This window comes from Kitasatospora sp. NPDC001132, from assembly GCF_053598415.1.
This window is the reverse complement of sequence record NZ_JBSFKF010000010.1, coordinates 69,901-82,031: the sequence shown is the minus strand read 5'-3', so window position 1 is coordinate 82,031 and position 12,131 is coordinate 69,901. Positions and strand designations below refer to the sequence as shown.

Annotated in this window: 13 protein-coding genes; 3 read left to right on the top strand and 10 right to left on the bottom strand. The window is 73.3% G+C overall.

Annotated features, from left to right (window positions below; genetic code table 11):
* Nucleotides 1–96 precede the first annotated feature (96 nt).
* Nucleotides 97–426, top strand: a complete 330-nt coding sequence (locus ACWDBE_RS16225; RefSeq protein WP_224275159.1) for a MoaF-related domain-containing protein — start codon at nucleotides 97–99, stop codon at nucleotides 424–426.
* A gap of 170 nt (nucleotides 427–596) precedes the next feature.
* On the opposite strand, the gene ACWDBE_RS16220 is transcribed toward ACWDBE_RS16225, so the two are convergent.
* Together ACWDBE_RS16220 and ACWDBE_RS16215 are read right to left on the bottom strand one after the other, a co-directional pair.
* On the bottom strand, nucleotides 597–1,739 hold the full coding sequence (locus ACWDBE_RS16220; protein ID WP_449788852.1) for an alpha/beta hydrolase: 1,143 nt from the start codon (nucleotides 1,737–1,739) through the stop codon (nucleotides 597–599).
* A 294-nt stretch (nucleotides 1,740–2,033) separates the two neighbouring features.
* Nucleotides 2,034–2,687: a TetR family transcriptional regulator gene (locus tag ACWDBE_RS16215; RefSeq protein ID WP_449788853.1), complete on the bottom strand. Its 654-nt coding sequence runs from the start codon at nucleotides 2,685–2,687 to the stop codon at nucleotides 2,034–2,036.
* A gap of 154 nt (nucleotides 2,688–2,841) precedes the next feature.
* On the opposite strand from ACWDBE_RS16215, the gene ACWDBE_RS16210 reads away from it, so the two are divergent.
* Complete coding sequence (locus ACWDBE_RS16210; protein ID WP_449788854.1) at nucleotides 2,842–3,606, top strand: SDR family NAD(P)-dependent oxidoreductase; 765 nt, start codon at nucleotides 2,842–2,844, stop codon at nucleotides 3,604–3,606.
* 112 nt (nucleotides 3,607–3,718) lie between these two features.
* On the opposite strand, the gene ACWDBE_RS16205 is transcribed toward ACWDBE_RS16210, so the two are convergent.
* The 6 genes from ACWDBE_RS16205 to ACWDBE_RS16180 all read right to left on the bottom strand — a co-directional run bounded on the left by ACWDBE_RS16205 (nucleotide 3,719) and on the right by ACWDBE_RS16180 (nucleotide 8,522).
* On the bottom strand, nucleotides 3,719–4,210 hold the full coding sequence (locus tag ACWDBE_RS16205; protein ID WP_449788855.1) for a GNAT family N-acetyltransferase: 492 nt from the start codon (nucleotides 4,208–4,210) through the stop codon (nucleotides 3,719–3,721).
* Nucleotides 4,211–4,277: 67 nt separating this feature from the next.
* Entirely contained in the window at nucleotides 4,278–5,231 is a 954-nt protein-coding gene (locus ACWDBE_RS16200) for a phosphotriesterase family protein (protein WP_449808350.1), read from the bottom strand.
* Complete coding sequence (locus ACWDBE_RS16195) at nucleotides 5,228–5,794, bottom strand: carboxymuconolactone decarboxylase family protein (protein WP_449808349.1); 567 nt, start codon at nucleotides 5,792–5,794, stop codon at nucleotides 5,228–5,230. Before ACWDBE_RS16195 ends, ACWDBE_RS16200 begins: the two co-directional genes overlap by 4 nt.
* Nucleotides 5,795–5,811: 17 nt before the next feature.
* Nucleotides 5,812–6,459, bottom strand: coding sequence for a DUF4865 family protein (locus ACWDBE_RS16190; protein WP_449788858.1), 648 nt, complete (start codon nucleotides 6,457–6,459; stop codon nucleotides 5,812–5,814).
* An 86-nt stretch (nucleotides 6,460–6,545) separates the two neighbouring features.
* On the bottom strand, nucleotides 6,546–7,112 hold the full coding sequence (locus ACWDBE_RS16185; RefSeq protein WP_449788859.1) for a TetR/AcrR family transcriptional regulator: 567 nt from the start codon (nucleotides 7,110–7,112) through the stop codon (nucleotides 6,546–6,548).
* Between the two features lie 390 nt (nucleotides 7,113–7,502).
* On the bottom strand, nucleotides 7,503–8,522 hold the full coding sequence (locus ACWDBE_RS16180; protein ID WP_449808348.1) for an LLM class flavin-dependent oxidoreductase: 1,020 nt from the start codon (nucleotides 8,520–8,522) through the stop codon (nucleotides 7,503–7,505).
* A gap of 457 nt (nucleotides 8,523–8,979) precedes the next feature.
* Here ACWDBE_RS16180 and ACWDBE_RS16175 point away from each other — a divergent pair, with 457 nt between their 5' ends.
* Nucleotides 8,980–9,972 carry an aldo/keto reductase gene (locus ACWDBE_RS16175; protein ID WP_449808347.1) on the top strand — a complete coding sequence of 331 codons (993 nt, stop codon included), beginning with the start codon at nucleotides 8,980–8,982 and terminating at the stop codon, nucleotides 9,970–9,972.
* A gap of 141 nt (nucleotides 9,973–10,113) precedes the next feature.
* Here ACWDBE_RS16175 and ACWDBE_RS16170 read toward each other — a convergent pair whose 3' ends face one another.
* Together ACWDBE_RS16170 and ACWDBE_RS16165 are read right to left on the bottom strand one after the other, a co-directional pair.
* On the bottom strand, nucleotides 10,114–11,202 hold the full coding sequence (locus ACWDBE_RS16170; RefSeq protein WP_449808346.1) for an LLM class flavin-dependent oxidoreductase: 1,089 nt from the start codon (nucleotides 11,200–11,202) through the stop codon (nucleotides 10,114–10,116).
* Nucleotides 11,203–11,205: 3 nt separating this feature from the next.
* Nucleotides 11,206–12,111 (bottom strand): ABC transporter substrate-binding protein, encoded by a 906-nt coding sequence (locus ACWDBE_RS16165; protein ID WP_449788863.1) that lies wholly within the window; start codon nucleotides 12,109–12,111, stop codon nucleotides 11,206–11,208.
* Nucleotides 12,112–12,131 lie beyond the last annotated feature (20 nt).

Here is a 12,131-nt window from a genome sequence, read left to right as displayed (position 1 = left end):
ATAAATTGGACGTCGGCCATCATCCGCCGTGCACAAGAGCGGCGAGCCCGACCGGGTGCTCGCCACGACCTGACAGAGACGAGGACCCGCCCCACCATGACCGCGCCCCTGCCCGCCTTCGCCGGCCGTACCTACCTCTTCCGGGCCGACAACGGCGCGGCCTTCCGCAACACCTACTCGGCCGACGGCACGCGGCTGCGCTGGGAGGGCCTCGGCGAGTCCGCGGGCCAGTGGGAGGACGTGCGGCTGCACGTCGCCGAGGTCGCGCCGGAGATCTACTTCGTCAGCTGGACGGAGCAGAGCGGGATCACCGTCAGCCATGTGATGGACCTCGGCAAGCTGACGGTCCGCGCCTTCTGGACCTTCGAGGGCGAGGGCGGCCGGGTCGGCGAGCTGCACACCGGGACGCTGGAGCGGGTGGCCTGAGCGGCGGGACCGCCGCGCTGTCGGAGCCGTACGGCCGCGGAACGAGCTGTACGAGCCGATCCGCCCGAACGGCCCGGTCCGATTGAACGACCCGGCCCGACCGGACGGCCCGGTCCGACTGAACGACCGGACCCCCGGGGCCGCTGCTCCGGGGGTCCGGTCGTCCGGGTTCATGCCGCCTGGTTCGGCACCTTGAGGTGCTGGGACAGCCACTCCAGCGAGGAGGGCAGCAGGGCGCTCCAGGTCTCGAAGTTGTGGCCGCCGTTCTCCAGCATGCTGTACGAGACCTTCATCGGGCTCTGCACCGCGTCGACGAAGGCCTCGGTCTCCTGCCGGTAGTTGCCGTCGCCCTTCTTGGTGCCGGCCAGCAGCACGGACACCTTCGGCTGCGGCAGGTTCTTCAGCCGCCAGAACAGGTTGGCCTCGTCGCGGCGCTGCTTGCTGCCGCCGAAGAGGTCGCCCGTGGTCGGGTCGTCGGCGGCGTCGTAGTAGGCGGAGAGGGCGACGGCGGTCGGGAAGACGTCCGGGTGGCGCATGGCCAGCTTGAGCGCGCAGTAGCCGCCGGTCGAGTTGCCCATGAACGCCCAGGCCTGCGGGTCGGTGGAGACCCGGAAGCTGGCCTGGATCGCCGAGGGGACGTCCTTGGTGAAGTAGGTGTCGGACTGCGGGCCGTTCGGGACGTCCTCGCACTCGGTGTCCTGCGGCATCGCGGGCGAGGGGCGCACCAGGACCATGACGGTCGGCTGCATCCGCCCTTCCTGCAGCAGCTTGAGCGCGGCGCCCGGGTAGTTGAAGCGGGTGATCAGATTCTCGGCGATTCCTGGGAATCCGGTGCTGACGATCACCGCCGGGAACTGCTTCTGGGCGTACTGCGGCTGGAAGTACTGCGGGGGCAGGTAGACGTAGCCCTCGGTGGACAGCCGACTGACCGCGCCGTCGATCCGGATCTTGCGGATCTCGCCGGACTGGGCGGGCTCGCGGCCCATCGCGCCGCCGCCCTTGACCGAGGCCTGGCCCATCGTCTCCACCATCAGCCGGCCGGAGGCGTCCGCCTTGTTGTGGATGACTACCGGGCCGGTGTCGCCGGTGCCCAGCAGGTCGTCCCAACTGCTGTAGAAGGCGAAGTAGTTGTTGGCGACCAGGCCGAGCGCGGCGAGCACCGCGAGCTGGGTGGCGAGCAGGGCACCGATCCGGCCGAGTACCGCCTGCCAGGTCCTCTTCGCGAGCCTGGGCCACAACCAGACCGTGCCGACCATCATCACGACCGCGATCAGTGCGGTCAACGCCAGCACCTTGTGGCTTGTCAGACCCATGTCCTGCTTGCTCCCACGCCTCGAACTCCAGTCCCCTCCGCTGGGGACATCCGAGGAGGTCACCCCGGTTCCCCCGCCGGGGCGCGAGGAACAACCCTAACGCCGGCTGGGAGGAAGCTGATCGCGGCTGGGAGGTTACGGGGAGAGGGGCGAACAGATGACAACTTTCAGATAACAGATTTCGAAAGTTGTCACCTGAACTCTGTCAGCCGACATCTGTCGCCCGCAATCTGTCGCCTGCCATCTGTCATCTGTCGTCCGCCACCGACCGCCGGGCCGCTGTCACCCGCCGGCTCAGCCACCCACCCCGTCCGCCCCGCCCACCCCGTCCGCCACCCGCTCCCAGAGCCGCAGCCCCGCCGTGAGCTCGCGCATGCAGCGCGCACCGAGGTCCTGCGGGGAGCCGGGGCCGGCGAGGGCCGCGCCGGAGGAGGCCCATTGCTCCAGGGCCACCCGGATCGCCGCGGTCGCGGCGGCGGCCGCCAGCCGGATCTCCAGCGGGTCGGTGCCGTCCGGGCAGCGCTCGGTGAGGGCGACCCGCAGCCGCTCCTCCGAGTCGGCGTGGACGCGCTGCCAGGTGGCGCTCAGCTTCGGGTCGCGCAGCAGGCCGCGGGCCCACTGCATCATCTCGACCCGCCCCTCGTCGGCCGGGGTCAGCGAGGCGACCGCCGCGCGCTCCAGCGCCTCCCGCAGCGGCAGGTCCGCGGGGCTCGCCGCGAACAGCTCCACCCACTCCTGCCCGCCCGCCGCGAGCAGCGGGGCGACGGCGTCCTCCTTGACGGAGAAGTACCGGTAGAAGGTGCGCAGCGAGATGCCCGCGGCGACGGCGATCTCCTCCGCGGTGGTCGCCTCCGCTCCCCGCTCGGCGAAGAGCGCGGCGGCGGCGCGGGCGATCTCCAGCCGAGTGGCCTCACGGCGGCGCTGGGTCAGGGTCGGGCGTCCGGTCACGGGGCCAGCCTACGCGGGCGAATGCCAAGGAGACACGCCGCGACTTGGTGGCACGTCACGCCGGATCAGCACGAATGGACTTTTTGGCACGACGTGTCACTAAGGCGTACCGTGTCAATCGGGATCGAAAGACCGCGAACGAACGGAGACCACCATGGAGCGCTTCAACGGACGGAACGTCCTGATCACCGGCGGCGGCTCGGGCATCGGCCAGGCCACCGTGCACCGGATCCTCGCCGAGGGCGGGAACGTCGTCGCCGCCGACGTCAACGAGGACGGCCTGAAGAAGACCCTGGACCGCGCCACCGCGGAGGGCACCGCGGACCGCCTGACCATCCAGGTGCTGGACATCTCGGACGAGGCGGCCGTCGTCGCGGGCGTCGCCGAGGCGATCTCCGGCCTGGGCGGTCTGGACGTGCTGGTCAACGCGGCCGGCATCCTCCGCTCCGCGCACACCCACGAGACCAGCCTGGAGTTCTGGAACAAGCTCCTCGCGGTGAACCTGACCGGAACCTTCCTGATGACCCGTGAGGCGCTCCCCGCGCTGCTCGCCGGCGGCAAGGGCGTGGTGGTCAACTTCAGCTCCACCTCCGCGGGCTTCGCCCACCCCTACATGGCCGCGTACGCCGCGACCAAGGGCGGCATCCAGTCCTTCACCCACGCCATCGCCTCGGAGTACTCGAAGCAGGGCCTGCGCGCGGTCTGCGTCGCACCGGGCAGCATCGACAGCGGCATGACCCACAACCCGGGCCTGCCCGCCGACGCCGACCTCAGCCTGCTGGCCAAGCTCTCCCCCGCCCTCGGCCAGGGCTTCGCCGGCCCGGAGACGGTGGCCGGCGTGATCGCCATGCTCGCCTCCGACGACGGCGCCTTCGTCACCGGCACCGAGCTCCGCATCGACGGCGGCACCCACATGTGACCGGTCGGTCGACCCGTCGGTCCGATGGGAGGTGGGGCCTGTGCCGTCCCCCGTACGGCACAGGCCCCGCCTTGGTGTTCCCTCCACGCCGCCTCCGCCGCGGCGGCCGCCGTCACCGCAGGGGCTTCGCCAGGAGTGCTTCCCGGGTGACCCCGTCGGCGAGCAGGTCACCGCGCTCCGCGAGCCGGGCGAAGCCGTGGCGGCGGTAGAGGGCGAACGCGGCTTCGTTGCCGGGCAGGACGGCGAGGCGCAGCGTGGTGCCGCCGCTGTCCCGGGCCCAGCGCTCGACCTCCTCGACGAGCCGGTCGGCGACACCCCGGCCGCGCGCCCGCGGAGCCACCCAGAGCGAGCGCAACTCCCGTACGCCGTCCGGCGATCCGGGGAGGCCGCCGACCAGACCGACCGGATCGCCGTCCAGGAGCGCCGCGACGTGGTGGGCGCCCGGGACGCGGAGCCGGTCACGCCAGCGGTCCTCGCCGCCCCGGTGCCAGTCGGCGAGGCCCGCCTTGAAGGCGTCCGGCGCGTCGGTGAGGGCGGCGAGGCGGAGCTCCCGCCAGAGCGGCCAGTCGGCGGTCGTCAGGGTCCTGAGCGTCGGCGTCACCATGTGCGGGCACCGTAGAGGGCGCACCCGACGGCTGTCAGCCCGGTTCCGCCGCGGCGGCCCGGATGCCTCACGGCGTGCGCCAGTCGGCGGCGAAGGCGGCCGCCGGGTTGGTGGTGAGGAGCAGTTCGAGCAGTTCGGGGCCGTGGCTGCGGGCGAGGCGCGGGGCGAGCTCGGTGAGCAGGCGGACCGGACCGCCAGCCGCGCGGGCGGTCCGGGTGGTGGTGTCGGCGCCGAGGAGCAACCGGTGGGCGTGCCCCGCCTCGACCAGGTCGGCGATCACTTCGAAGGCGTCGTGGTCGCCGGGGTGGCCGGCCCGGGAGGGGCAGTCGAGGGCGAGGTGGACGCCCTCGGCGGCCAGGGCACGGTGCAGCGCGCGGTCGGGCAGCCGGGTGAGGTGGCCGAGGATGATCCGGTCGGGCCGGACGCCGTGCCGACCGTGCAGCTGGTCCAGGATCCAGTGCGGCGCGCCGTCGGCTTCGAGGTGGACGGCGATGGGCGCGCCGGTGGCGTGGTGGGCTTCGGCGGCCGCGGCCAGCGTCCACCGGGTGTGCCGGCCGGCGGGCCCCGGGTCGCCCGCGACCTTGATCAACCCGGCCCGGACCCCCTCGGGCGCGCCGGGCAGACCGGTGGTGAGTTCGGCGACGAAACGTTCCGCGAGGTCGGCGTACGAGCCGGGGCGCTCCGCCGCCTCCGTCTGCGCCTCGTCGGACTCGGGAAAGAAGCCCGGCGCGTAGTGAACCGCCTGGTGCGCGCCGGTGGCGGCGACGACGTGCACGCCGGTCGTACGGGAGAGCGCGGCGAGGGAGTCCGCGCCCCGGCCCAGGCCGAGCGGGGTCCACTGGACGAAGGCGCGGCCACCGGCGGCGGCGTAGGCACGCAGAACGTCTTCGGCCGCGTCCGGGTCATCCAGCTCCTGGCCGGGGAGCAGCGGGCTGCGGATGAAGAGGTGGTCGTGGGAGTCGGTGACCCCGAGGGCGGTGGGGTCCAGGTCGCCGAGGACCGTACGGACGGTACGGCTCATGCCTCGGCCTCGGCGGTGGCGGCGTCCGTGATGGCGGTCTCGGCAGCGGCCCCCGTGGTGGTCTCCGTGGCGACGGCCTCCGTGGTGGTCTCCGTGGCGTCGGTCTCGTCGTCGGAGGCGGCGGCGGTCGCGGCGGGGCTCTCCGCGAAGGTGGCGGCGGCGACGCGCAGACCGGCCAGCGCCTTGGGGAGACCGACGTACGGGGCGAGACCCACCATGACTTCGGTGATCTCCACTTCCGTCAGGCCGATCCGCCGGCTGTAGCGGACGTGGTCGGCGAGCTGCGGCTCGACGCCGCCGAGGGCGGTGAGGGCGGCCAGGTTGGCGATCTGGCGGTCGCGCAGGGCGAGGCCGGGGCGCTGGTAGATGCCGCCGAAGAGGCCGGTGACGATCCAGTCGGGGAAGCCGGGGGCGAGGGCGTCCAGGCTACCGAGGGTGGCGGCGGCGCCCCGGCCGGCGAGGTCGGCGAGCAGGGCGCGGCCGGCCGCGCGGTCGAGCGGGGCCTCGGTGAGGTTGATGAGATCGGTGCCGCCTGGGCCGGCGGGAGCAGTCGCGGGGGACATCGGGGCGGTGGGTCCTTTCACCAGTGGCGGCCGGCCGGCAGCCGGTCGAGTTCGGGGCGGGACAGGTGCAGCACCTGGTACCGGATGCCGGGCACGTCCTCGGGCGCCGGGCCGTGCCAGAGGGCGAAGCTCAGCAGTTCCCAGCGGCTCGGGTCGACGGCCACGGCGGCGGTGTGCAGGGCCGGGTGCGCGGGCAGCTCGGCGATGGCCCGTTCGACGGCCTCGGCCGGGTCGGCGGATTCCGGCAGTCGTACGGTCTCGCGGGTGGCGGTGGTCGGCGGCCCGGCCGTCTCGGCCGCTCGTACCGGTCCTTCCGGTCCTACCGGTCCCGCCGACGCTGCCGACGCCGCAGGCACTGCCGACGCGCCGTGCACCAGGCCCGCGCCGAGCCAGTGCCGGACGGCGGGGCGGCCGAAGTCCGCACTCAGACCGCGGAAGCCCGGCCCCCAGAGGAAGCCGTTCATACCCTCGGCGGTGCGCCAGAGGTAGAACGGGGCGTACTGGTTGACGGGTGAGCCGTGCCGGCCGCGCTCGCGGACCAGGTAGGCCTTGAGGCCGAGGCCCGGATGGGCGTCGAGCAGGTGCCCCTTGTCGGCGACCCGCCGGCGGATGACGCCCATGTCGTAGTCGGCGGGGAGGGTGATCTCGTACTGCATGGCGTGCACGGCATGGCTCCTCGGGGTCGACGGGCAGGTTGTCCCACGGGCTGCTCGTCCGGCGGGCAGGTTGACCGACGGACGGGCTCGGGGCGTCAGGCCGTGCGGTGTGCGGCGAGCAGACCGAGGGCGCCGCGGACGGCCCGGTCGAAGGGCTCGGCGCTGTCGGCGGCGCGGGCCAGGACGTAGCCGCCCTGGACGACCGCGACCACGGCGGCGGCCGTGTCGGCCGGGTCGAGGGCGGGGGCGAACTCGCCGGCCGCCTGGCCTTCGGCGATCAGTCCGGCGATCCGGCCGCGCAACCAGTCGAAGGTCTCCTCGACGGGCGCGCGCAGGTGTGGGTCCGCGACCACGTCCGGATCCTGGGCCATCCGGCCGATCCGGCAGCCGCGCAGGACGTCGCGGTCGCGGCGCAGGTAGGCGGCGATCCGGTCGTGGGCGGTACCGGGGACGGCGAGGTCGGCCTCGGCGACGCCCCGCATCTGCTCGGCGCTGCGGCGCAGAGCGGCGGCGGCGAGGTCGGGTTTGCCGGCGAAGTGGTGGTACATGCTGCCCTGGCCGACCCCGGAGCGCTGCTGGATGGCCTTGGGGCTGGTGCCGACGTAGCCGCGCTCCCAGAGGAGGTCCTGGGTGCTCTCGATGAGGCGGTCCTGGGTGCTCATGCCGAGCACTGTACATACCAGTAGGTACAGAAGCCAGTGCGGACCCCGCCCGGACTCTCGACGGATCTCCCCGGCGTCTCCCCGGCGTCTCCCTCGGGGCATCTTCGGGTCCGCCGAAGGGCCCGCGCGGAGCATCCTCGGGCTCACCGCACGGCCTCCGCAGGGCCCGCCGTAGGCCTGGCCGCGGGCCCCTCCGCCGCAGGCGGGACGATCGAGGGCCGTGCGCCGCCCCCCGGCGGCCACGGCCCCTCGACCGTTCGTCATCCCCCGCACCGCCGAGCGGCATTCCGGCGCGCCAGGTGGCGCGCGTCACGTCACGGACGGTGGTCGGCATCACGCCGCGTAGGGGGTGCACGGCGCAATGCGCGGGCGGGCGCCGGAGCCGCGCGGCTAGGACAGCGCGCGGCGGATCTCGGGCGCCACCTCGCTTGCGAACAGCTCCAGTTGCTCGCGCTGCGCCTCCTCGGTGAGCGCGTCCACCCCGATGCCGACCACCTCGTTGCCGAACGCCTCGTGGTAGCGGTGGATCTTCTCGATCACCTGCTGCGGGCTGCCGACGAGCGCCGAACCTCGCTCCAGAGCGTCCTCGAGCGACGTGAACGGCGAGTTGTTGTGTCGACCGGCGGCCGAGTCGAACAGCGCGTTCCAGTACGGACGGAAGCCCTCGACGGCGTCCTGCGAGCGCTTCGCCACGTACAGTCCGCCGAAGCCCGCGCCCACCCTGGCCCGCGCCGGGTCGTGCCCGTAGTGCTCCCAGCGCTCGCGGTAGTGCTCGACCAGCGCCCGGTACTTCTCCAGCGGATGGAAGGAGTTGGCGGAGAAGAGCGGGTCGCCGTGCCGGGCCGCGAGGTCGGTGGACCGCGTGCTGGTCGCGCTGCCGTGCCACACCGGGATCGGGTCCTGGAGCGGGCGCGGCCAGGCGGTGGCGTCCGTGAGCGGCGGACGGGTCGAACCCTCCCAGGTCACGCTCTCCTCACGCCAGAGCCTGCGCAGCAGGCCGTAGTTCTCGGCGAGCGCCTCCCACTGGCGCTCCTCGGGGAGCCCGAACAGCCCGAAGTGCCGCGGGTCGTTGCCCTTGCCGACGATCAACTCAAGGCGGCCTCCGGAGAGTTGGTCGAGCATCGCGTAGTCCTCGGCCACCCGGACCGGGTCGAGGACGCTGAGCACCGTCACCGCGGTGAACAGCCGGATGGTGGAGGTGCGGGCGGCGATCGCGCTGAGCAGCAGGGGCGGTGCCGGGGAGAGGAACGGCTCGCCGTGTCGCTCCCCCACGCCGTAGCCGTCGTAGCCGAGTTGCTCGGCGAGGACCGCCTGGTCGACGACGTTGCGCAGCTTCTGTTGTGGGGTGCGTCGGACGCCGGTGACCGGGTCGGGGGCGTTGGCGACGAGGGACGAGACGGTGAACCGCACGGCGGGTCTCCTTGGGCGCTCGGGTCGGGCTCGGGTCGGGCTCGGTCGGGCTCGGCTCGGGTCGGGCCGGTCCGGGTCGGGCCGGTCCGGGGGACGGGTCGGGGAAGGGTCCGCCCGGGGACGTGCTGGGCGGAGCCGGGGCCGGGGGCCGGGGTGAGCCGTGCGGAGGCCGGGAAGCCGGTGCGTGGTCCGGCGCCGCGGTCTCACGGCCGCACCGGCGGCGTGGCTGACGGGGCGGGCGGCGGGCCGCTCGGGGCGGCAGGGTGCGCGGGGGCGTCAGCGGTCGGTGCCGCGGTGGCGGCGACAACAGCGGCGGGCTGCGGCGGCGGTCACGGTCCGGACTGCCATCTCGCCTCCCCCTCGCCTCGCGCGCACACGATCCGCGGCGAGCATAGGCACCGACCGGGAACGGGGGCAAGGGCCCGCTCCGCCGCGGCCGGCTGGCAAGATGTCCGGCATGAGCTACCTCGCCGCCGATGACCGCTACGACTCGATGACCTACCGGAAGGCCGGCCGCAGCGGTGTCCAGCTGCCCGCCGTCTCGCTCGGGCTCTGGCACAACTTCGGTGACGCCCAGCCGCTGGAGGTGCAGCGGGCGGTGCTGCGCCGGGCCTTCGACCGGGGTGTCACCCACTTCGACCTGGCGAACAACTACGGCCCGCCGTACGGCAGCGCCGAGCGCAACTTCGGCTACCTGTTCGCCCAGGACTTCCGGCCGTACCGGGACGAGCTGTTCATCGCCACCAAGGCCGGCTGGGACATGTGGCCCGGCCCGTACGGCAACGGCGGCAGCCGCAAGTACCTGCTGGCCAGCCTCGACCAGTCGCTGGACCGGATGGGGCTGGACTACGTGGACGTCTTCTACTCGCACCGGTACGACCCGGACACCCCGATCGAGGAGACGATGGGGGCGCTCGACAGCGCGGTGCGCTCCGGCAAGGCGCTGTACGCCGCGATCTCCAACTACCCGGCGGAGCAGCACCGGGAGGCGGCGGCGATCCTGCGCGAGCTGGGGACACCGGTACTGCTGAACCAGTCGGCGTACTCGATCCTCAACCGGTACGTGGAGGACGCCGGCGTGCTGGACGCGGTGGGCGACACCGGGACCAGCCTGATCGCCTACTCGCCGCTGGCGCAGGGGTTGCTGACCGACCGCTACCTGTCCGGGGAGGTGCCGGCGGGCTCGCGGATGTCGGTCGGGAAGTTCCTCACCGAGGAGGCGCTGACCGGGCCGAAGCTGGAGCAGCTGCGGGCGCTGGCCGAGGTCGCCGAGCGGCGCGGGCAGACGCTGGCGCAGCTGGCGCTGTGCTGGGTGCTGCGGGATCCGCGGGTGGTCTCGGTGATCATCGGCGCGAGCAGCGTGGCCCAACTGGACCAGAACCTCGACGCGCTGGCCGGCGGGCCGCTGACGGCGGAGGAGCTGGCGGAGATCGACCGGCTGAGCCGCTGAGATGGCGCGGCGCCTGCGGTCGGGTGACGGCTGGCAGGTGACGGCTGACGATCGACAGATGGCAGCTGACAGATTTCGAAATCTGTCAGCTGTCATCTGTTATCCGTTATCCGTCACTTGTCACCTGCCAGCCGTCGGGCATCAACCGTTCGGCGCCGGCCGCTTGATGCCCAGGGCAGGCAGAACCGTTTCTGCAACCCGGTGAGCCTCCTCCAGCAGCGGATTGCCCGAGAGGATGAAGGTGTCGACGCCCAGCGCCTCGAACTCCTGCAGGCGCTCGATCACCTGGGCCGTCGATCCGACCACAGCCGTGCCGGGGCCCGGGCGGAACAGGCTCATCCCCGGCCAGAGGTTGGGGTAGGCCTCCAGCTCCCGGGCCCGCGCCGGCACCTTGCCGCCGTGCTGGCGGAACTGCCGCTGCCAGCCGACCCCGTCCTCCCCCTTCGCCCCGCCCAGCTGACGCGCGTACGTGGCCTCGCTGGTGACGTCCAGCAGCCGGTCGGCGGCCGCCCAGGCCTGGTCCTCGGTGTCGCGGACGATCAGGTGCAGCCGCAGCCCGATCCGCAGGCTCCGGCCGTGGGCGGCGGCGCGCTCGCGGACCAGGTCCAACTTCGCCTTGAGCAGGTGCGGCGGCTCGCCCCAGGTCAGGTAGACGTCCACGTGCCGGGCGGCCATCTCGATGCCGGCCGCCGAACTGCCGCCGAACCAGAGCGGGATGCCGCCGGGCTGCACCGGAGCCAGCTCGCGCAGGCTCGCGCCCGCGTCCTTCAGTTCGTAGAACTCTCCCTTGTGGTCGAACACTTCGCCTGCGGTGAGGCGCTTGACGATCGACCAGTACTCTCCGCTGAGCCGGTACCGGTCGTCGTGCCCGACGTTCAGTCCGTACTCGCGCAGCTGCGCGGTCGAACCGTTCACCACGTTGAAGCGCAGCCGACCGCCGTGCAGGTGGTCGAAGCTGAGCGCCATCTTGGCCAGCAGGGTGGGCGAGACCAGACCGGGGTGGACGGCCAGCAGCGGTTTGAAGGCCGGGGTGGTGGCGGCGGCGAGTGCGCTGCCGAGGGTCCAGACGTCGTACAGGTCGGTCGCGAGCAGCGCGCCGGTGTAGCCCAACCGCTCGACGCTGCCCGCGAGTTGTTGGAGGTAGCGGAGGTCGACCGGGCGGCGCCCGGCCGGTTCCCAGGGGTACTGCCCCTCGCGCGGGATGATGTACCAGAGGACTTCGGAGGCCACGGCTCAGACCGCCTTCGCGAGCGCGGCGGCCACCGGGGCCTCCAGCGCGGGGAGGTGGGCGTCGGCGACGGTCAGCGCCCGGTCGACGAAGCCCGCGCCGTGGAAGATGTCCGCGGCCTCCTGCTGTTCGGCGATGAACGCGGCGGTGGCGGGCTCCAGTCGCCAGGGCAGTGCGACCAGCGCGGCCTGCCAGTCGGCGGCCGTGCCGCCCAGTTCCTCGGCGGCGATCGCGGCGGCCTCGGCCGGGTGGGCGGCCGCCCAGTCGTCCGCCCGGCGCAGTGCGGTCGCGATCGCGGCGACGACCTCGGGGCGCCCGGTCGCGAAGTCCCGGCGGGTGAAGAACACCGAGCGGTCGGTGATGACGTCGGCAGTGCGGACCAGTTCGCGGAACTCGCCGGTGCGGCGGGCGGCGGCGAGTTCGGCGCCCTGGGCGATCCAGCCGGCGATCTCGCCGTCGCGCAGCCGCCGGGCCTGGTCCTCGCCGGCTCCCGGGCGCACCGGGGTGACATCGTCGCCGTACGAAAGTCCCTGCGCGTGCAGAGCCTTGGCGAGCAGGTGCGTCTGCCATGAGCCCACGGCGAGGACGACAGTGGCGCCCTTGAGGTCGGCGACCGTCCGCACCGGGCCGGAGTCCAGCACCAGCAGGGCGCCGTGGTCCGGGCGGGGTGCGGAGACCGCCGCGTAGACCAGGTCGTGGCCGGCCGCCTGGGCGGTGATCGGCGGGGTGGAGCCGGTGCCGCCGAAGTCGATGACGCCCTCGGCGAGCAGCGTTCCGGTGCGGGTGCCGTCCGTGTAGTGGTGGAAGGCGCCGGTCTCACCGAGCGGCGCCAGTTCCTCGTCCAGGTACGGGAGTCGGGCGAGGTAGTAGAGCGAGGGGTTGCTGGCGTGGACGCCGAGGGTGACGGTCATCTGGTCAACTCCGGTGGGGC

What these genes read in the sequence shown, in the direction of transcription:
- ACWDBE_RS16225 (WP_224275159.1), top strand. Translation starts at nt 97, where the DNA reads ATGACCGCGCCCCTGCCCGCCTTCGCCGGCCGTACCTACCTCTTCCGG.
- ACWDBE_RS16220 (WP_449788852.1), bottom strand. Translation starts at nt 1,739, where the DNA reads ATGGGTCTGACAAGCCACAAGGTGCTGGCGTTGACCGCACTGATCGCG.
- ACWDBE_RS16210 (WP_449788854.1), top strand. Translation starts at nt 2,842, where the DNA reads ATGGAGCGCTTCAACGGACGGAACGTCCTGATCACCGGCGGCGGCTCG.
- ACWDBE_RS16205 (WP_449788855.1), bottom strand. Translation starts at nt 4,210, where the DNA reads ATGGTGACGCCGACGCTCAGGACCCTGACGACCGCCGACTGGCCGCTC.
- ACWDBE_RS16200 (WP_449808350.1), bottom strand. Translation starts at nt 5,231, where the DNA reads ATGAGCCGTACCGTCCGTACGGTCCTCGGCGACCTGGACCCCACCGCC.
- ACWDBE_RS16195 (WP_449808349.1), bottom strand. Translation starts at nt 5,794, where the DNA reads ATGTCCCCCGCGACTGCTCCCGCCGGCCCAGGCGGCACCGATCTCATC.
- ACWDBE_RS16185 (WP_449788859.1), bottom strand. Translation starts at nt 7,112, where the DNA reads ATGAGCACCCAGGACCGCCTCATCGAGAGCACCCAGGACCTCCTCTGG.
- ACWDBE_RS16175 (WP_449808347.1), top strand. Translation starts at nt 8,980, where the DNA reads ATGAGCTACCTCGCCGCCGATGACCGCTACGACTCGATGACCTACCGG.
- ACWDBE_RS16165 (WP_449788863.1), bottom strand. Translation starts at nt 12,111, where the DNA reads ATGACCGTCACCCTCGGCGTCCACGCCAGCAACCCCTCGCTCTACTAC.